Source organism: Zavarzinia sp., from assembly GCF_049306435.1.
In the GTDB taxonomy this organism is placed as follows: domain Bacteria; phylum Pseudomonadota; class Alphaproteobacteria; order Zavarziniales; family Zavarziniaceae; genus Zavarzinia.
Window position 1 is genome coordinate 1 of sequence record NZ_JBAQRT010000290.1, and the last position, 18,128, is coordinate 18,128.

The window sequence follows — 18,128 nt, forward strand, 5'->3', positions numbered from 1 at the left end:
GCTATGTCGTCATCGGCATGGTCGCGACCCTGGCCGCGCTGGTCGCCGCCGCCGCGCCGCCGGTGCTGATTCAGGCCGTGGCCGGCCTTGCCCTGATCGGGGCCTTCGGCAATGCCCTGTCCGCCGCCCTGTCGGTGCCGTCGGAACGCGAGGCGGCGCTGGTCACCTTCCTCGTCACCGCCTCGGGCATGAGCTTCGGCGGCATCGGTTCCGCCTTCTGGGGTCTGCTGGCGGGCGGCGCGGCGTGGCTGTTGCTGCGCCGTCATTGAGAAGAAACGAAAAGTTTTTAGGCTTTGCTGGACAATAAATGGAAAGGGTAGGATAGTCCGCACCCTCCGGCGTCAGCCGCAAACATTCCAGAGGGAGCAGGGCGTGTTTCGCGCCCGATTGGACAGGACCATGAGCACCAAGCGCACCGTTGTCTCGGATCAGGAAGCCCTGCTGTTTCACAGCCAGGGCCGGCCGGGCAAGCTCGAGATCGTGGCGACGAAGCCGATGGCGACGCAGCGCGATCTCAGCCTCGCCTATTCGCCGGGCGTCGCCATTCCTGTCCATGCCATCGCCGCCGACCCGAGCACGGCCTATGATTACACGATCAAGGGCAATCTGGTCGCGGTGATCTCGAACGGCACGGCCATCCTCGGTCTCGGCAATCTGGGCGCCCTCGCCTCCAAGCCGGTGATGGAGGGCAAGGCGGTCCTGTTCAAGCGTTTCGCCGATGTCGATTCGATCGATCTCGAAGTCGATACCGAGGACGTGGAAGCCTTCATCAATTCGGTCCGCTACCTCGGCCCCAGCTTCGGCGGCATCAATCTCGAGGATATCAAGGCGCCCGAGTGCTTCGTCATCGAAAGCCGCCTGCGCGAGATGATGGACATTCCGGTGTTCCACGACGACCAGCACGGCACGGCGATCATCGCCGCCGCCGGCCTGATCAACGCGCTCGACCTGACCGGCAAGTCGATCAAGGACATCAGGGTCGTGGTCAATGGCGCCGGCGCCGCCTCGATCGCCTGCATCGAGCTGATCAAGCGCCTGGGCCTCCCGCATGAGAACGCCACCCTCTGCGATTCCAAGGGCGTCATCTATCAGGGCCGCACCGAGGGCATGAACCAGTGGAAGTCGGCCCATGCGGTGACGACGGACAAGCGCACCCTCGAAGAAGCGATGCAGGGCGCCGATGTCTTCCTCGGCCTGTCGGTCAAGGGCGCGGTGACCCGCGAGATGGTCGCCGCCATGGCGCCGCATCCCGTCATCTTCGCCATGGCCAACCCCGACCCGGAGATCACCCCGGAGGAGGTCGAGGCGGTCCGTTCCGACGCCATCGTGGCGACCGGCCGTTCGGACTATCCGAACCAGGTGAACAACGTCCTCGGCTTCCCCTATATCTTCCGCGGGGCGCTGGACGTCCGCGCCCGGACGATCAATGACGAGATGAAACTGGCGGCGGCCCACGCCCTCGCCAATCTCGCGCGGGAAGACGTGCCGGACGAGGTCGCCGCCGCCTATGCCGGCAGCCGGCCGCAGTATGGCCCCAAATACATCATCCCGGTGCCTTTCGATCCCCGGCTGATCAGCCATGTGCCGCCCGCCGTCGCCAAGGCGGCGATGGACACGGGCGTCGCCCGCCGGCCGATCATCGACATGAAGGCCTACAGGGACGAGCTTTCGGCCCGTCTCGATCCGGCGGTCGGGCTGTTCCAGCGCGTCTTCGACGAGGTTCGGGCCGCGCCCAAGCGCGTCGTCTTCGCCGAGGGCGAGGAGGAAAAGACCATCCGCGCCGCCCTCGCCTTCCGCAATTCGGGCTATGGCACGCCGGTGCTGGTCGGCCGCGAGGATCGCATCCGCCAGACCATCGAGGACATGGGCCTCGACACCGAGGCGGGGCTGGAGATCCACAATGCCCGCAATTCGACCCATACCACGCGCTACAGCGACTTCCTCTACGCCCGGCAGCAGCGCCGGGGCCAGCTGTACCGCGACTGCCAGCGCCTGGTGAACAACGACCGCAATGTCTTCGCCGCCTGCATGGTGGCGAATGGCGATGCCGACGCGATGGTGACCGGCCTTACCCGCTCCTACGCCGCCTCGCTCGAGGATGTGCGCAAGGTGATCGACCCGGTGCCGGGCAGCCGCATTTTCGGTCTTTCGGTCGTCCTCGCCAAGGGCCGGACGATCTATCTCGCCGATACCGCCGTCGACGAGCAGCCGACGCCCCAGGCCCTCGCCGATATCGCCCGCCAGTCGGCGGAAGTCGTCCGCCGGCTCGGCCACGAACCGCGCGTGGCCTTCCTGTCCTATTCCAATTTCGGCAACCGGCCGCGCACCTCGTCCAACACCGTGCGCGAGGCCGTCGCCCTGCTCGACCAGCAGGAGACCGATTTCGAATATGACGGCGAGATGATGGCCGACGTCGCCCTGAACCGGAAGCTGATGAGCCTTTACCCGTTCATCCGCCTGACCGAGCCGGCGAATGTGCTGATCATGCCATCGCTCTCGACCTCGATCACCGTCGCCAAGATGATGAACGAACTGGGCGGAGCCACGGTGATCGGGCCGCTGCTGGTCGGCATGTCGCGGCCGGTCCAGATCGTGCCGCTGGGCACGGCGGTGTCCGATCTCGTCAACCTTTCGGCGCTGACCGCCTATATGGCACGCTAGCGGATCAAAGGGTTCCATCTGTCTCGGTTGAACCACTTGGCGCCGAATCGGTTCGGGAGTGACGATGAGCAAGGCTTATTCGGGGTTCATCGTCACCGCTCTTCGTCTCGGGGCGTCGGGGCTGGTCGCGCTGGCGCTGCTGCTGGCCGGCGGTCAGGTCACGGCCGGCGGCGCGGGGGCGGGTATTCTCGTCATCGCGCTTGTCGCCGCCGTGCTCGCGCAACTGATGCGCCGCCAGCGGAATCAGGCCGTGGAAACCACGGCGGTCGCCGAAATCGAGGAGGCGAGCGAGGCCGTCGTCCGGCTCTCGGCCCAGCTCGGCGCCCTGCGCAAGGATAAGGCCGAAGCCGAGCGCGGGCATCGCGCCGTCCTCGACCTCCTGCCCGATCCCCTGATCCTGATCGATCGCGATCACGCCATCCGCCTGATCAACCGGGCGGCGCGGGGCCTGTTCGGCGATGCCGCGCCCGGCCGCCCCCTCGCCTCCGTGTTGCGCCATCCCGAAGTTCTCGAATCGGTCGACGCGGTGATCCTCGGCGAGGAGGCGGAGACCGAGATCGAACTTTCCCTGCCGGTTCCCGTCGCCCGCGAGCTGACCTGCAGCATCGCCGCCTTCGAGCGACCGCTGCCGGGCGGCGTCGTCGCCGCGCTCGTCTTCCGGGATCATACCCAGTCGAAGCGGGTGGAGCGGATGCGCGCCGATTTCGTCGCCAACGCCAGCCACGAAATCCGCACCCCCCTCGCCGCCCTCGGCGGCTATATCGAGACCCTGCTGGGGCCGGCCAAGGACGACGCCGTGGCGCGCGCGCGTTTCCTGACGACAATGGCCGCCCAGGTCGAGCGCATGACACGGCTGGTCAACGATCTTCTGTCCCTGTCGCGGGTGGAGTTGACGGAACACACGCCCCCGGATGATCCGGTCAGCCTGCCGGTCGTGCTTCGGCGGGTGGTGCAGTCGCTGGAATTCCGGGCCCAGGCCAAGGATTGCAAGGTCGAGATCGTCCTGCCGGACGGCCTGCCCGCCGTCATCGGCGACGAGGGCGAACTGGAACAGATCTTCACCAACCTGATCGACAACGCGATCAAATACGGCCGCCAGGGCGGCGTGGTCCGCATCGAGGCGCGGCTGATCGATCATGTGCCCGCCCGCTCGGGCTGGACCGGCGAGTCCCGGCCGGTTTCGATCGCGATCACCGACCAGGGGCCGGGGATCGCGCGGGAACACCTGCCGCGCCTGACCGAGCGTTTCTACCGGGTCGACGCCGCGCGCAGCCGGGATCTCGGCGGCACCGGGCTCGGCCTCGCCATCGTCAAGCATATCGTCAACCGGCACCGGGGGGCGCTGACCATCGATTCGACGGTCGGGGTCGGCACGGTCTTCACCATTTATCTTCCGGCCCGGAGCTGACTCTCGGGGAGCTGGCCCTTGGGGAGTCACGAAAATGAAACCCGATCGTCATGGAGCGGTCGTCGACGCGGCGTAACGTCCGCGCCGAAATCAACCCCCGGGATTGGCTCCATGACCCTGAAATCCACCCTTGTCGCGCTGGCCGCGACGGCCGTGCTCGCGACCGGCTTCGCCGGTGCCGCCCAGGCCCGCGACCAGATCCGCATCGTCGGCTCCTCGACCGTGTTCCCCTTCTCGACCGCCGTCGCCGAAGCCTTCGGCAAGACCGGCACCTTCAAGGCGCCGATCGTCGAATCGACCGGCACGGGCGGCGGCTTCAAGCTGTTCTGCGCCGGCGCCGGCGACAGCTACCCCGACATCAGCAACGCCTCGCGCCGCATCAAGCGGTCGGAGATCGATGCCTGCCAGAACAACGGCATCCAGGACATCATCGAGCTGGTCGTCGGCTATGACGGCATCGTCCTCGCCAACTCGAAGAAGGCCCCGGCCTTCGACGTGACCCGCGGCCAGATCTGGAAGGCGCTTTCGGCCACCGTCGTCGTCAATGGCGCCGTGGTTCCGAACCCCTACAAGACCTGGAATGAAATCGATCCCAAGCTGCCGGCGGAAAAGATCGAAGTCCTCGGCCCGCCCCCGACCTCGGGCACCCGCGACGCCTTCAACGAGCTGGTTCTCGAAAAGGGCTGCGAGGATGTCGCCGAGAACAAGGGCCTGATCTCGGGCAAGGCGTGCATGAAGATCCGTGAAGACGGCGTCTTCGTCGAAGCCGGCGAGAACGACAACCTGATCGTCCAGAAGCTGGTCGCCAATCCGACCGCCCTCGGCATCTTCGGTTACAGCTATCTCGAGGAAAACGCGGACAAGATCCAGGGCTCGCATGTCGGCGGCGTCGCCCCGACCTACGAAAACGTCCAGGCCGGCACCTATCCGGTTTCGCGTCCGCTGTTCTTCTACGTGAAGAAGTATCAGATCGGCTCCGTCCCCGGCATCGCCGAATATCTGAACGAATTCTTCTCGGACCGCGCGATCGCCGCCAACGGCTACCTCGAAGGCAAGGGCCTGATCCTGCTGTCCCCGGCGGAACTGGCCAAGCAGCGCGACGTGGTCAAGAACCTGACCCCGCTCGACACCGCGGCCTTCTGATCCGGCCATCAGGCCTGAAACGACGACGGCGGCCCGAAAGGGCCGCCGTTTTCATGTGGGGCGCGGGCGCCCCGGCTCAGACGAAGATGAAATCGCTGGCGTCGATAGGGGCGCCATTGTCGAAGTAGATCCGCTCCCGGATCGCGCCATCGGCCGAGGTCACGCGCCAGGTCGTGTCGTCGATCTGGACCAATTTGGCCCCGCCTTCCGCCGTGCCGAAGCCCTGGAAGACGATGCTGTCGCCCGCCGCCGCGCCATTGCCGGCGAAATCGGTCACGATATCGCCATTGGCCTTGCCCGCGACGAACAGGAAGGTGTCGTTGCCCGTGCCGCCGGTCAGCCGGTCCTTGCCGGCGCCGCCGGTCAGCGTGTCGTTGCCGCCAAGGCCCGACAGGACATCGTCGCCCGCCGCGCCCGTCAGGACGTTGGCCACGGAATTGCCGGTGCCCGCGATTCCGTCGGCCGAGGTCGTGATGGTCAGGTTCTCCAGCCGCGCCGCCAGGGTATAGGAGAAGCCGACCTTCACCGTGTCGGTGCCGCCGGTGCTGGTCTCGGTGATCTTGTCGCTGGCGGAATCGAGGATATAGGTGTCATTGCCCGCGCCACCGATCAGCGTGTCGTTGCCGGCGCCGCCGTCCAGCGTGTCGTTGCCCGCGCCGCCGGTGATCGTGTTGGCCAGGGCATTGCCCGTGCCGGTGAAAGTGCCCGTGCCGGTATAGGTCAGGTTCTCGACATTGGCCGCCAGCGTATAGGTGGCCAGGGTGGTCTGCACCGTGTCGGTGCCGCCATTGGCCGCCTCGGTCACCAGGTCGCCCGCGCTGTCGACGACATAGAGATCGTTGCCCGCGCCGCCGGTCATCTTGTCGGCCCCGGCGCCGCCGTTCAGCGTGTCGTTGCCATCGCCGCCGTCGAGCGTGTCCTTGCCGCCGCCACCGTTCAGGATGTCGTTGCCGGCGTTGCCGTAATAGGTGACCCCGGTCGTTGCGCCAGCCGCGACCGAAAGCGTGTCGGCGCCCGAGCCGCCGACCACCGTCTCGAAGGCCGCGCTCAGGGTGAAGCTGGTGGTGATCGCGACCTGCAATTCGATCCGGTCGTTGCCGCCGTCGTCACTGAGGGTCAGGCTGCCACCCTGATAGATGAAGGTGTCGTCACCAAGGCCGCCGTTCAGCGTGTCGGTGCCGCCCCCGCTCTTCAGGATGTCGTTGCCGTCGCCACCGCTCAGCGTGTCGTTGCCCGCGCCGCCCTGCAGCGTGTCGTTGCCCTTGCCGCCGCTCAGCGTGTCATTGCCATCGCCGCCGTCGAGCGTGTCGTTGGCGTTGCCGCCGGTCAGGATGTCGTTGCCGGCCCGGCCGGCATAGCTGATGGCGGTCGTCGTGCCCGCCTGGGCCGCGATCGTGTCGTTGCCGGTGCCGCCCAGGACGATCTCGAAGGCGCCGCTCAGGGTGAAGCTGGTGGTGCCCGAGACCTGGAAGTCCAGGGTGTCGGTGCCGCCCGCGTCGGTCAGGGTCAGGCTACCGCCCTGATAGATATAGGTGTCATTGCCGAGGCCGCCGTCCAGCGTGTCGTTGCCGCCACCACTCTTCAGGATGTCGTCGCCGGCGCCGCCGCGCAGCGTGTCGTCGCCGGTGCCGCCGTCGAGCACGTCGTTGCCGCCGCCGCCCTCGATGGTGTCATTGCCGGCAAGGCCGCTGATCGTGTCGCCACCAGTGTCGGTGGCGGGCGATCCCGCCGCGTAGCCATACAGCTGATCATTGCCGCTGGTGCCGGAAAACGTGTCCGCACCATTCGTTCCGTAGGTCACTGCCATCATGCACCTCGATTGTACCGGCGCCCAGACCACGGCGAAGACGCGCGAGATTCACCGACGCGCGCCCAGGGTCACGAGGCGACGATCCGAGAATACAGATTGCCGATTGCGGTGGAAGTCGTCGATTTCCCCGTTCGGGGAAGGGTTGGCCCCACGGCTATCCGCGCCGCCGGCCGCCGTCATAAAACGGCAATGGTAATGTCATATGAAAGACCCGGCGGCTGACTATGGTCCGGCCCGAGAGTGTACGGAATTTCCGTGACCTCCGCGGCAGGCCTTCGCGCCACCGACCGCAGCCTAGACCATTCGAACACTTCGGGGATTGAACCATGGCCAACAAGATCAGCTTCGCCGCACTCGGCGCCGCAGCCGTGCTGGCAACCGCCTTTTCCGGCCAGGCCGCCGCTCGCGACCAGATCCGCATTGTCGGTTCCTCGACGGTGTTCCCCTTCACCACGGCGGTGTCCGAAGCCTTCGGCAAGCTGGGTGCCTTCAAGACCCCGATCGTCGAATCGACCGGCACCGGCGGCGGCATGAAGCTGTTCTGCGGCGGCGTTGGCGTCGACACGCCGGATATCACGGGCGCCTCGCGCCGGATCAAGGCCTCGGAAATCGAAACCTGCGCCAAGAACGGCGTGACCGAGATCATCGAGGTGAAGATCGGCTTCGACGGCATCGTCTTCGCCAATGACAAGTCGGGCCCGGCCTTCGATGTCGACAAGGCGATCCTGTGGAAGGCCCTGGCGGCCCAGGTCGTCGTCGATGGCAAGATGGTCGACAATCCCTACAAGATGTGGAACGAAGTCGACGCCAAGCTGCCCGCGACCAAGATCGAAGTCCTCGGCCCGCCCCCGACCTCGGGCACCCGCGACGCCTTCAACGAGCTCGTCATGGAAAAGGGCTGCGAGGAAGCCCATGCCGTCGAGGCGATCGTCGCTTCCGGCGTCGACAAGAAAGACGCTGGCAAGGCCTGCATGAAGGTCCGCGAGGACGGCGTCTATGTCGAAGCCGGCGAGAACGACAATCTGATCGTCCAGAAGCTGGTGTCCAACCCGAACGCCTTCGGCATCTTCGGCTACAGCTTCCTCGAAGAGAACGGCGACAAGATCAAGGGTGCCACCATCGAAGGCGTGAAGCCGGAATACGAGGATATTTCCTCGGGCAAATACGGCGTCTCGCGCTCGCTCTTCGTCTACGCGAAGAAGGCCCATGTCGGCACGGTTCCGGGCATTCAGGAATTCCTGGTCGAATACACCTCGGACAAGGCCATGGGCGAGAACGGCTATCTCGCCGACAAGGGCCTGATCGCCCTGCCGGCGGAAGAAGCCGCCAAGGTGCGCGCCGCCGCCACCGGCCTGGTGCCGATGGATACGGCGAGCGTGAAGTAAGCGACATCGCAACACAGCGGCGGCCGATCAACCGGCCGCCGTTTCCCGTACCGGCCCAGGGGTCCCGACACCTGGGCCCGCGAAAGACGCAATGATGCCGAGTTACATAGTCATCGCGACCATCCTCGTCCTGTCGGTGATCGGCTATTACATGGGCCGGTCGACCGCCCTCGGCCGCAACGGCGGCAAGACGCGCGGTCTGCATTCCCTGCCCGGCTACTACGGCTATTACATGGCGCTGTGGTGCGCGGTGCCGGCCCTGTTGCTTGCCCTGCTGTGGCTGATCTTCGAGGGCGGCATTATCGACGGCATCCTGCGCGCCGGTATCCCCGCCGACATTCCGGTCGAGCGGCATTCGCTGTTCATGACCGATGTGCATAATCTGGCCCTCAACGGCACGATCGCCGGCGAGGTGACCGATACGCTGCGCGCCGCCGCGGACCGCTATCTGCAGCTGATGGATTATTCGTCGATCGCCATGGCGATCGGCGCGCTCGGGATCGGCATCATCGGCCTTGCCTTCGCCCAGAGCCGGATCACGCCGCTCCTGCGCGCCCGGCCCCGGGTCGAGCAGGCGGTGATGATCACGCTGATGGTGGCATCGACCATCGCGGTGCTGACCACCGTCGGCATCATCCTGTCGCTGATGTTCGAATCCGCGCTGTTCTTCGAGAAGGTCTCCTTCACCGAGTTCCTCTTCGGCATCCAGTGGAGCCCGCAGACGGCGATGCGCGCCGATCAGGTCGGCTCGACCGGGGCCTTCGGCGCGGTGCCCCTGTTCACCGGCACCTTGCTGATCACCATGATTGCCATGGCGGTCGCGGCGCCGATCGGCCTGATGTCGGCGATCTACATGTCGGAATATGCCGATCGCCGGGTGCGCTCGGTGCTGAAGCCCGTCCTCGAGGTGCTGGCCGGCATCCCGACCGTGGTCTACGGCTTCTTCGCCGCCCTGACCGTCGCGCCCTTCGTCCGCCAGCTCGGCCAGATGGCCGGGCTCGACGTCGCCTCCGAATCCGCGCTCGCCGCCGGCGTCGTCATGGGCGTCATGATCGTGCCCTTCGTCTCGTCGCTCTCCGACGACGTGATGACCGCGGTGCCCCAGGCGATGCGCGACGGCTCCTACGGCCTTGGCGCCACCAAGTCCGAAACCATCAAGCGGGTGATCATTCCGGCGGCGCTGCCCGGCATCGTCGGCGCCCTGATGCTGGCGATCTCCCGCGCGATCGGCGAGACGATGATCGTCGTCATGGCCGCCGGCCTCTCCGCCAACCTGACCGCCAACCCCTTCGAGGCGGTGACGACGGTAACCGTCCAGATCGCCACCCTGCTGGTCGGCGATCAGGAATTCGACAGCCCCAAGACCCTGGCGACCTTCGCCCTCGGCCTGGTGCTCTTCGTCGTCACCCTGTGCCTCAACATCGTGGCGCTGCGGATTGTCCGCAAGTATCGGGAGCAGTACGAATGACCGACGTCGCGAACAAATTCGTCGTCGAGCCCTTCTCGGCCTCGACGGAAAAGCACGAGAAGTTCAACCGCCTGCTGAAGAAGCGTTATGCCGCCGAGGCGCGCTTCAAGATGTGGGGCATCCTCGCGGTGTCTTCCGCCGTCGTCTTCCTCGTGCTGCTCGTCGGCTCGATCATCCTGCAGGGCTCGTCGGCCTTCGTGACCACCAAGGTGGAACTGGAGCTGAACCTCGACCCGGCGGTGATCGATCCCCAGGGCACGAAGGATCCCAAGGTCATCGCCAGCGCGGATTACACCGCGCTCATCCGCGCGGCGATGCAGAAGAAATTCCCCGAGGTGACCGGCCGCCAGCCGATCCGCCAGATGATGGCGCTCATCTCCTCGGGCGCGGGCTATGAAGTCGCGGCCCATGTCCGCGACAACCCCGACCTGATCGGCCAGACCATCCGCTTCGAGGTGCTGACCGACGATCTCGTCGACATGCTGCGCAAGGGTTACATCGACCGCGACGTGGCCGAGGGCGACCGCAAGCTGAACGACCTCCAGCTGGGCATCTATGACACGCTGGTGGCCGATGGCAGCTTGAGCGCCGCGATGAACACCGAGCTGCTGACCACCGGCGACAGCCGCGAGCCGGAAAACGCCGGCCTGTGGGGCGCCGTCGTCGGCTCTCTCTACACGCTGATCGTCACCCTCGGCATCGCTTTCCCGCTGGGGGTCATGGCGGCGGTCTATCTCGAGGAATTCGCGCCGAAGAACAAGCTGACCGACATCATCGAGGTGAACATCAACAACCTCGCGGCGGTGCCCTCGATCGTCTTCGGTCTTCTGGGTCTCGCGGTGTTCCTGAACTTCTTCGGGATGCCGCGTTCGGCGCCGATCGTCGGCGGCCTGGTGCTGGCCCTGCAGGCGCTGCCGATCATCATCATCGCGTCCCGCGCCGCCATCAAGGCCGTGCCGCCCTCGATCCGCGAGGCGGCGCTCGGCATGGGCGCTTCACCCATCCAGGTGGTGATGCATCACACCCTGCCGCTGTCGATGCCGGGTATGCTGACGGGCGCCATCCTCGGCATGGCCCATGCCCTGGGCGAGACCGCGCCGCTTCTCATGATCGGCATGGTCGCCTTCATCGTCGATATCCCGGGCGGTTTCACGTCGCCCGCGACCGTGCTGCCGGTGCAGATCTACCTCTGGGCCGACAGCCCGGAACGCGCCTTCGTCGAAAAGACCTCGGCCGCCATCATGGTACTCCTGGTGTTCCTGGTGTGCATGAACGCGATCGCGATCTATCTCCGCAAAAAATTCGAACGCAAGTGGTGAGTGCCATGACTGCCCCGATCAACACTCTCGACTTTACCACCCATACCATCCCGCTGGACGGCAAGGCCAAGATCTCGGCCAAGAACGTCAACCTCTGGTATGGCGAGAAGCAGGCTCTCTACAACATCAACCTCGAGGTCGCCGAGCATCAGGTGACGGCGCTGATCGGCCCCTCGGGCTGCGGCAAGTCGACCTTCCTGCGCTGCCTCAACCGGATGAACGACACGATCTCGATCTGCCGCATCCAGGGCGACATCAGGATCGACGGCGACGACATGTACGCGCCGGAACTCGATGTCGTGCACCTGCGCGCCCGGGTCGGCATGGTGTTCCAGAAGCCCAATCCGTTTCCGAAGTCGATCTTCGACAATGTTGCCTATGGTCCCCGTCTGCACGGCCTCGCCGAGTCGAAGGACCACATGGAGCACATCGTGAAGTCGAGCCTGGAGCGGGCCGGCCTCTGGAAGGAAGTGTCGGATCGCCTGGCTTCGCCCGGCACCGGCCTTTCGGGTGGCCAGCAGCAGCGCCTGTGCATCGCCCGCGCCATCGCGGTCTCGCCCGAAGTCATTCTGATGGACGAACCCTGCTCGGCCCTCGATCCCATCGCCACGGCGAAAATCGAGGAACTGATCGATGAATTGCGCGAGAATTTCACCATCGCCATCGTGACGCATTCGATGCAGCAGGCGGCGCGCGTTTCCCAGCGGACCGCCTTCTTCCATCTGGGCGTGCTGGTCGAGAATGGTCCGACCGAGGGGATCTTCACCAATCCCGTCGACAAGCGGACCCAGGATTACGTCACCGGTCGCTTCGGCTGAGCCGGGAGGGAGCAGTCACATGGCCGACAATCATATCGTCTCCGCCTTCGATCAGGAATTGAACGCGCTGAAGACCAAGATCCTGCGCATGGGCGGGATTGCCGAAGCCAATGTCGCCTCGGCGATTCAGGCGATCGTGCGCCGGGATCGGGCCCTCGCCGAGCGCACCATTTCCTCGGACCAGCGCATCGATGTCTTCGACAGCGAGATTTCCGACCTCGTCACCCGGCTCCTGGCGCTGCGCCAGCCGATGGCGGTGGATCTTCGCTTCATCGTCGGCGCCATGAAGATCGCGACCGATCTGGAGCGCATCGGCGACTACGCCAAGAATATCGCCAAGCGTTCCACCGTGCTCGGCGTCGCCGTGCCGCAGCAGCCGATGCACGCCATTCCGCGCATGGGCGAGCTTGTCCTCGGCATGATCAAGGATGTGCTCGACGCCATCTCGAACGAGGATGCCGAAAAGGCCATCGCCGTGCGCGATCGCGATCCGGTGCTGGACGAGCTCTACAACAGCGTCTTCCGTGAACTGCTGACCTATATGATGGAAGATCCGCGGACGATCACCGGCTGCACCCATCTGCTGTTCATCGCCAAGAACATCGAGCGCATCGGCGATCATGCGACCAACATGGCCGAGACGATCTATTACATCGTGCGCGGCCAGCGCATGGTCAGCGATCGCGCCAAGGCCGATGTGACCGCCGAGATGACCGGCCCCGACCAGGTGGCCTGACCGAAGTGAATGGTGTCTCCATGAAGCCTTCCATCCTGATCGTCGAGGATGAGCCGGCCCTTGTCGACCTGCTGCGTTACAACCTCGAAGCCAATGGCTTCGAGGTGCGCGTCGGCATGGATGGCGACGAGGCGCTGATGCTGGTCGACGAGCGCCTGCCCGATCTCATCGTCCTCGACTGGATGCTGCCCTCGGTCTCGGGCATCGAGATCTGCCGCCAGCTGCGCCGGAAACCCACGACGCGGCAGGTGCCGATCATCCTGCTCACCGCCCGCACCGAGGAAAGCGACCGCGTGCGCGGCCTCGAATCCGGCGCCGACGATTATGTGACCAAGCCCTTCTCGCCGACCGAGTTGCTGGCCCGCATCCGCGCCGTGCTGCGCCGTTCGCGCCCGGCCCTGTCGGACGAAGGCCTCAATTACGCCGATGTCGAGATGGATCTGTCGGCCCACCGCGTGATGCGCGGCGGCTCGGAAATTCACCTCGGCCCGACGGAATTCCGCCTGCTGCGCCATTTCCTCGAGAATCCGGGCCGGGTGTTCAGCCGCGAGCAGATCCTCGACGCGGTCTGGGGCCGCGACATCTATATCGAGCAGCGCACGGTCGACGTTCATATCCGCCGCCTGCGCAAGGCGCTGAACGCCCATGGCGGCAAGGACATGATCCGCACCGTCCGCTCGGCCGGCTACGCCATCGACACGCAGGGCGCCGGCCGCGGCCTGCGTTACTGACCGGGCGGAGTCCTTCGGCCGCTGAAGCGGCTGGGGCTCTGGCCGGTCCAGCGCCGGAAGGCATGGGTGAAACTGGCGGTCTCGGCATAGCCGAGACGCTCCGCCACCGCCTCGACCGCCATGCCGGTCTCGGTCAGCATGTCGATGGCGAGATCATGGCGCAGGCGTGCCACCAGATCGCGATAGCCGATGCCCGCTTCCGCCAGGCGGCGGCGCAGGCTGCGCTCGGACAGGCGCATCTCGGCCGCCACCGCCGGCAGGTCGGGAAAATGACCGGGCCGGGCCAGGATGCAGGCCGTCACCTGTTCGACGAAAGGGTCCTGCCCGCGCAGGCGGCGCAGCCGCTCGTGGCACGCTTCGACATGCAGCGCGGCGACGACGGGATTGGCCTGGGGCAATGGCCGGTCGAGATCCGCCCGGTCGTAGAGCAACTCATTCGCCTCGGCCCCGAAGGTGACCTCGCATTGCAGGGCGGCTTCATAAAGCGGGGCGAGGCCCGCCGGCTCGGCGAAACGGAAACGCGCGGCGCGGCATAGCGGCGGCTCGCCCCACAGATCGATGGCGATGCGGCGGGCGGCGGCGATGTCCCGCTCCACCATGTAGCGCCGAAGCGGCGCGGGCAGGTCCCGGTCGTCGAAACTGACCGCGCTGCCCTCGCCCTGATCGGTGAAGGCGATGGGCATCACGCTGTAGGTCAGGTCCTGATACTCGAGGCCAAGGGTCAGGGCGCCGCGTAAAGTGGCGCTGGCCAGCAGGGCGAAACCCCAGACACCGTAAGCCGCCACGCGATAATATTGCCCGACGTGAAGGCCGAGGCCGGGCGGATCGCCCAGATCGCCGAGCATGGCGGAAATCACTCGCAGCTCGGCCGAGGCGAGAACTTCCGCCGCGGGGTCCGACAGAAGCGCGGCCGGCAGGCCGGCGGCGGCCAGATAGGGCGCGATATCGACCTGCCGCGCCGCGAGGGCGTCGCGCAGCACGCACAGGCTGGTCACCGGCCAGCGCCGACGGTCGAGATCGGATTTCATCGCGCCATCATGCCGGATTGGCCGAAACTATCAAGTTCATGGCCAAAGCGAACGTGGTGCCTGTCGCGGCTTTTACCTATTCTTCTGTGCATGAGGGCGGCGCGAGACCGGCCGTTTCGGGAGGAGAGAGCAGCATGGCATCCGTGAAGGTTTGCGTGATCGGCACCGGCTTCGCCGGTCTGTGCACCGGCATCCAGCTGAAGCGCTCGGGCATCGAGGATTTCGTCATCCTCGACAAGGCGGACAAGGTCGGCGGCACCTGGCGCGAGAATTCCTATCCGGGCTCGGGCTGCGACGTGCCCTGCCACCTCTATTCCTTCTCGTTCGAGCTGAACCCCAACTGGTCGCGGCGCTTCGCCAAGCAGCCGGAAATCGTCGACTATATCGAGCATTGCACGAAGAAATACGGCCTGGAGCGCCATATCCGCTTCCGGTCCGAAGTCCGGGAAGCCCGCTTCGACGAGGCGCGCGGCCGCTGGACCGTGACGCTCGCGGATGGCGAGACGATCGATGCCCAATTCGTCGTCTCCGGCCTTGGCCAGCTCAGCCGGCCGCAATTCCCCAGGATCGCCGGGCTCGACCGTTTCAAGGGCAAGGCCTTCCATTCGGCGCATTGGGATCACGACTATGACCTGACGGGCAAGCGCGTCGCCGTCATCGGCTCGGGCGCCAGCGCGATCCAGTTCCTGCCGGAGATCCAGCCCAAGGTCGGACATCTCACCCTGTTCCAGCGCAGCCCGGCCTGGATGATCTCGCGCGACGACCATTTCTTCCCCGGCTGGGCCAAATGGCTGTTCCGCAATGTGCCGGGCGTGCAGCGGGCCTATCGCAATTACACCTATCTGCTGCTCGAGGCGCGTTTCCCCTCGCTGCGCCGGGCCAGGGGGCTGTTCGCCAGTCTCGCCCGCAAGCAGTGCCAGGCCCATCTCGACAAGCAGGTGACCGACCCGCTGCTGAAGGCCAAGCTGCAGCCGGATTATCCCGTCGGCTGCAAGCGCATCCTGATTTCCAACGACTGGTATCCGGCCCTGTCGCAAAGAAACGTCGATGTCGTCACCGATGCGATCGTCGAGGTGACCGAGACGGGTGTGGTCACGCGCGACGGCAAGCTGCATGAAGTCGATTGCATCATCTATGGCACCGGCTTCGAGACCCAGAGTTTCATCGCCCCGATGAAGGTCTGGGGCCGCCAGGGGGCGGAGCTGAACGAGCGCTGGCGCAATGGCGCCGAGGCGCACAAGGGCGTCGCCATCGCCGGCTTCCCCAATTTCTTCGTGCTCTACGGCCCGAACACCAACCTCGGGCATAATTCGATCATCTTCATGATCGAGCGCCAGGTGAACTACATCCTGCAGTGCCTGCGCGAGGTCGAGAAGCGGGGCGCCGCCAGCCTCGATGTAACGCCCACGGCGATGAGCAGCTTCAACGCCCATCTCCAGCACGACTTCGACAAGACCGTCTGGAACACTGGCTGTAACAGCTGGTACAAGAACGCGGCGGGCAAGATCACCAACAACTGGCCGGGCTTCACCGTCACCTACTGGTGGATGATGCGGCACCCGGATTTCGCCGAATTCCGCTTCGACGGCAAGGGCGCCTGATCAGGTCAGCTTGATGGCGACGGCCCCGGCGGCGACCAGCAGCGCCGCCGCCAGCCGCCGTCGGCCCACGGGCTCGTGCAGGATAAGCGCGGCGAAGCCGGCGGCGAACAGCATCGAGGTCTCGCGCAGGGCGGCGATGAGGGCGACCGGCGCCAGGGTCATCGCGGTCAGGACAAGGGCGTAGGAGCCGATGCAGCAGGCCCCGCCCAGCACGGCGAGGGCAAGGTCCCGCGCCCCCAGCAAGGGCCGCAGCGAGGCGATGCCGTCCCGTCCGGCGATCAGCGCGAGATTGCCGAAGGCACCCAGCGAAAATACCAGGATCGTATAGGACAGAGGCGCGCCCGAGGCCCGCGCGCCGAGGCCATCCAGCAGGGAATAGGCGCCGATCGCCAGGGCATTGGCCAGCACGAAGGGCAGGCCCCGCGCCCCGAAGGCGGAGCGCCCGCCGCCGAAGGCAAGCCCCGCCAGGGCAAGGCCGACGAAGCCGATGCCGACAAGGCCCGGCCAGGGCAGCGGATCGTCGAAGATGAAGGGCGCGAGCAGGGCCGTCACCATCACCCCGCCGCCCCGCATCATCGGATAGGCGATCGACAGATCTGCCCTCGCATAGACCGCCGCCGTCAGGGCGAAATAGGCGATATGGACGCCGACCGATCCCGCGAGATAGGGCCAGGCCGCCGTCGCCGGCCAGGGAATGAACGGCAGGGCGGCCAGCGCGATCAGGATGCCGCCGACGCAGATGCGCGCCGTCGCCCGTTCGGCGCTGCCGGCCCGCTTGACCGCCGTGTTCCAGCCGGCATGGAGCGCGGCGGCGGCGAGGACGAGGAACAGGACGGACCAGGACAGGGCGGGCATGATCGGGGCACTCGGTTCGATGCCGCGATCATGCGCCCGGACCGGGGCATCCGTGAAGATGGATGCCGCGCGAAAATCATCTAGATGTCTAGAGCGGGATCAGGTTGTGGAAGCCCGAGGTCCGACGACGCCGAAGACCGCCCCCTGCGGGTCGGTGGCGACGATGATGAAGAGCTGGCCGGGCACTTCGCTGGGGCCGTGGAGGATGGCGGCGCCCCGCGCCTTCAGGCTGGCTTCCGCCGTGTCGATGTCGGCGACGCCGAAATAGAACAGCCAGGCCGATGGCGCGCCGGGCTGCATCTGGGGCATCACCGCGCCGATATCGCCGCCGCCATGGCTGATCAATTGATAGGTGCCGGCCTCGCCCATGGGCATGGCGGTGCTCTTCCGCCAGCCGAAATGCCGGCTGTAGAAGCCGAGGGCGGCGACGGGATCGGTGCTGGACAATTCGTTCCACTGGCAATGGCCGGTCAGGCTCGGGGCGAAGGCGGTGCTGCCGCCGGCCGACCAGCCGCGCATGATGTAGAAGGGCGCGCCCTGCGGATCGGTCAGCAGGGCGAAGCGGCCGACGCCGGGAATATCGGTCGGCGGCACGATCTGGCGCGCGCCATCGGCGATCAGTGCCGCCGTGGCGGCATCGGTGTCGGCCACGGCGACATAGGCCAGCCAGCCCGGCCGCGCGCCGCAGGCGGCCATGTCGGCGGTCAGCGTCATGGCCCCGCCGACATCGACCCCGGCCATCGAGAACAGATGATAGGGCATGGCCGGATTCTCGACGGGGCGCTGGCGCCAGCCCAGCACGGCTTCATAGAAGCCGGCGGCGGCCAGGGGATCCGGCGTCGTCAGTTCGTACCAGATGAAATCGCCCGTATCCTTGGCCATGACGTCCCCCTTTGCCATCTTCGCGGCTTTATGTTGATATCAATATATGTCCAGCCTGTCAAAACCTGTTCCCCATGCGGTGACGATCGAGGTGCGCGATTGTTGCCTGTGTCTTCATCTCCAGCGCGCGGCGCGGGCCATGGCCCGGCGCTTCGACGAGGCGCTGCGCCCCGCCGGCCTGACCAATGGCCAGTTCTCGCTGCTCATGGCGCTGAACCGGCCCGAGCCGCCACCGCCCGGCCCTGTCGCCGACCTGCTGGCGATGGATCGCACCACCCTGACC

General features: G+C 66.2%; 15 protein-coding genes and 1 pseudogene. 12 read left to right on the top strand and 4 right to left on the bottom strand.

What is annotated here, in order from left to right; translation table 11 throughout:
- From WAZ62_RS16130 to WAZ62_RS16145, 4 genes are all read left to right on the top strand, one after another.
- On the top strand, positions 1–269 hold a 269-nt coding region (locus WAZ62_RS16130; protein WP_422644559.1), incomplete at its 5' end, for a benzoate/H(+) symporter BenE family transporter.
- A gap of 130 nt (positions 270–399) precedes the next feature.
- Positions 400–2,661, top strand: coding sequence for an NADP-dependent malic enzyme (locus WAZ62_RS16135; RefSeq protein ID WP_422644560.1), 2,262 nt, complete (start codon positions 400–402; stop codon positions 2,659–2,661).
- Between the two features lie 64 nt (positions 2,662–2,725).
- Positions 2,726–4,069, top strand: a complete 1,344-nt coding sequence (locus tag WAZ62_RS16140) for an ATP-binding protein (protein ID WP_422644561.1) — start codon at positions 2,726–2,728, stop codon at positions 4,067–4,069.
- Between the two features lie 111 nt (positions 4,070–4,180).
- Positions 4,181–5,212, top strand: a complete 1,032-nt coding sequence (locus WAZ62_RS16145; protein ID WP_422644562.1) for a PstS family phosphate ABC transporter substrate-binding protein — start codon at positions 4,181–4,183, stop codon at positions 5,210–5,212.
- Between the two features lie 76 nt (positions 5,213–5,288).
- On the opposite strand, the gene WAZ62_RS16150 is transcribed toward WAZ62_RS16145, so the two are convergent.
- Positions 5,289–7,013 (bottom strand): calcium-binding protein, encoded by a 1,725-nt coding sequence (locus WAZ62_RS16150; RefSeq protein WP_422644563.1) that lies wholly within the window; start codon positions 7,011–7,013, stop codon positions 5,289–5,291.
- Positions 7,014–7,348: 335 nt separating this feature from the next.
- Here WAZ62_RS16150 and WAZ62_RS16155 point away from each other — a divergent pair, with 335 nt between their 5' ends.
- From WAZ62_RS16155 to phoB, 6 genes are all read left to right on the top strand, one after another.
- Positions 7,349–8,407: a substrate-binding domain-containing protein gene (locus WAZ62_RS16155; RefSeq protein WP_422644564.1), complete on the top strand. Its 1,059-nt coding sequence runs from the start codon at positions 7,349–7,351 to the stop codon at positions 8,405–8,407.
- 94 nt (positions 8,408–8,501) lie between these two features.
- On the top strand, positions 8,502–9,875 hold the full coding sequence (gene pstC / locus WAZ62_RS16160) for a phosphate ABC transporter permease subunit PstC (protein ID WP_422644573.1): 1,374 nt from the start codon (positions 8,502–8,504) through the stop codon (positions 9,873–9,875).
- Entirely contained in the window at positions 9,872–11,194 is a 1,323-nt protein-coding gene (gene pstA, locus WAZ62_RS16165; protein ID WP_422644565.1) for a phosphate ABC transporter permease PstA, read from the top strand. The genes pstC and pstA overlap by 4 nt, the downstream gene beginning before the upstream one ends.
- Positions 11,195–11,199: 5 nt before the next feature.
- Positions 11,200–12,012 carry a phosphate ABC transporter ATP-binding protein PstB gene (pstB, locus tag WAZ62_RS16170; RefSeq protein WP_422644566.1) on the top strand — a complete coding sequence of 271 codons (813 nt, stop codon included), beginning with the start codon at positions 11,200–11,202 and terminating at the stop codon, positions 12,010–12,012.
- 19 nt (positions 12,013–12,031) lie between these two features.
- Positions 12,032–12,748, top strand: coding sequence for a phosphate signaling complex protein PhoU (gene phoU / locus WAZ62_RS16175; RefSeq protein WP_422644567.1), 717 nt, complete (start codon positions 12,032–12,034; stop codon positions 12,746–12,748).
- Positions 12,749–12,768: 20 nt separating this feature from the next.
- On the top strand, positions 12,769–13,479 hold the full coding sequence (phoB, locus tag WAZ62_RS16180) for a phosphate regulon transcriptional regulator PhoB (RefSeq protein ID WP_422644568.1): 711 nt from the start codon (positions 12,769–12,771) through the stop codon (positions 13,477–13,479).
- Here the strand turns inward: phoB and WAZ62_RS16185 are convergent.
- Entirely contained in the window at positions 13,473–14,507 is a 1,035-nt protein-coding gene (locus WAZ62_RS16185; protein ID WP_422644569.1) for an AraC family transcriptional regulator ligand-binding domain-containing protein, read from the bottom strand. The genes phoB and WAZ62_RS16185 overlap by 7 nt on opposite strands.
- A 134-nt stretch (positions 14,508–14,641) precedes the next feature.
- On the opposite strand from WAZ62_RS16185, the gene WAZ62_RS16190 reads away from it, so the two are divergent.
- Positions 14,642–16,108 carry a flavin-containing monooxygenase gene (locus WAZ62_RS16190; protein ID WP_422644570.1) on the top strand — a complete coding sequence of 489 codons (1,467 nt, stop codon included), beginning with the start codon at positions 14,642–14,644 and terminating at the stop codon, positions 16,106–16,108.
- On the opposite strand, the gene WAZ62_RS16195 is transcribed toward WAZ62_RS16190, so the two are convergent.
- Positions 16,109–16,963, bottom strand: coding sequence for an EamA family transporter (locus tag WAZ62_RS16195; RefSeq protein ID WP_422644571.1), 855 nt, complete (start codon positions 16,961–16,963; stop codon positions 16,109–16,111).
- Positions 16,964–17,062: 99 nt separating this feature from the next.
- Positions 17,063–17,845: a VOC family protein gene (locus WAZ62_RS16200; protein WP_422644572.1), complete on the bottom strand. Its 783-nt coding sequence runs from the start codon at positions 17,843–17,845 to the stop codon at positions 17,063–17,065.
- A gap of 46 nt (positions 17,846–17,891) precedes the next feature.
- On the opposite strand from WAZ62_RS16200, the pseudogene WAZ62_RS16205 reads away from it, so the two are divergent.
- Positions 17,892–18,128, top strand: a pseudogene (locus WAZ62_RS16205) (MarR family transcriptional regulator); the annotation flags it as partial.

What these genes read in the sequence shown, in the direction of transcription:
- WAZ62_RS16135 (WP_422644560.1), top strand. Translation starts at nt 400, where the DNA reads ATGAGCACCAAGCGCACCGTTGTCTCGGATCAGGAAGCCCTGCTGTTT.
- WAZ62_RS16140 (WP_422644561.1), top strand. Translation starts at nt 2,726, where the DNA reads ATGAGCAAGGCTTATTCGGGGTTCATCGTCACCGCTCTTCGTCTCGGG.
- WAZ62_RS16145 (WP_422644562.1), top strand. Translation starts at nt 4,181, where the DNA reads ATGACCCTGAAATCCACCCTTGTCGCGCTGGCCGCGACGGCCGTGCTC.
- WAZ62_RS16155 (WP_422644564.1), top strand. Translation starts at nt 7,349, where the DNA reads ATGGCCAACAAGATCAGCTTCGCCGCACTCGGCGCCGCAGCCGTGCTG.
- pstC (WP_422644573.1), top strand. Translation starts at nt 8,502, where the DNA reads ATGCCGAGTTACATAGTCATCGCGACCATCCTCGTCCTGTCGGTGATC.
- pstA (WP_422644565.1), top strand. Translation starts at nt 9,872, where the DNA reads ATGACCGACGTCGCGAACAAATTCGTCGTCGAGCCCTTCTCGGCCTCG.
- pstB (WP_422644566.1), top strand. Translation starts at nt 11,200, where the DNA reads ATGACTGCCCCGATCAACACTCTCGACTTTACCACCCATACCATCCCG.
- phoU (WP_422644567.1), top strand. Translation starts at nt 12,032, where the DNA reads ATGGCCGACAATCATATCGTCTCCGCCTTCGATCAGGAATTGAACGCG.
- phoB (WP_422644568.1), top strand. Translation starts at nt 12,769, where the DNA reads ATGAAGCCTTCCATCCTGATCGTCGAGGATGAGCCGGCCCTTGTCGAC.
- WAZ62_RS16185 (WP_422644569.1), bottom strand. Translation starts at nt 14,507, where the DNA reads ATGAAATCCGATCTCGACCGTCGGCGCTGGCCGGTGACCAGCCTGTGC.
- WAZ62_RS16190 (WP_422644570.1), top strand. Translation starts at nt 14,642, where the DNA reads ATGGCATCCGTGAAGGTTTGCGTGATCGGCACCGGCTTCGCCGGTCTG.
- WAZ62_RS16195 (WP_422644571.1), bottom strand. Translation starts at nt 16,963, where the DNA reads ATGCCCGCCCTGTCCTGGTCCGTCCTGTTCCTCGTCCTCGCCGCCGCC.
- WAZ62_RS16200 (WP_422644572.1), bottom strand. Translation starts at nt 17,845, where the DNA reads ATGGCCAAGGATACGGGCGATTTCATCTGGTACGAACTGACGACGCCG.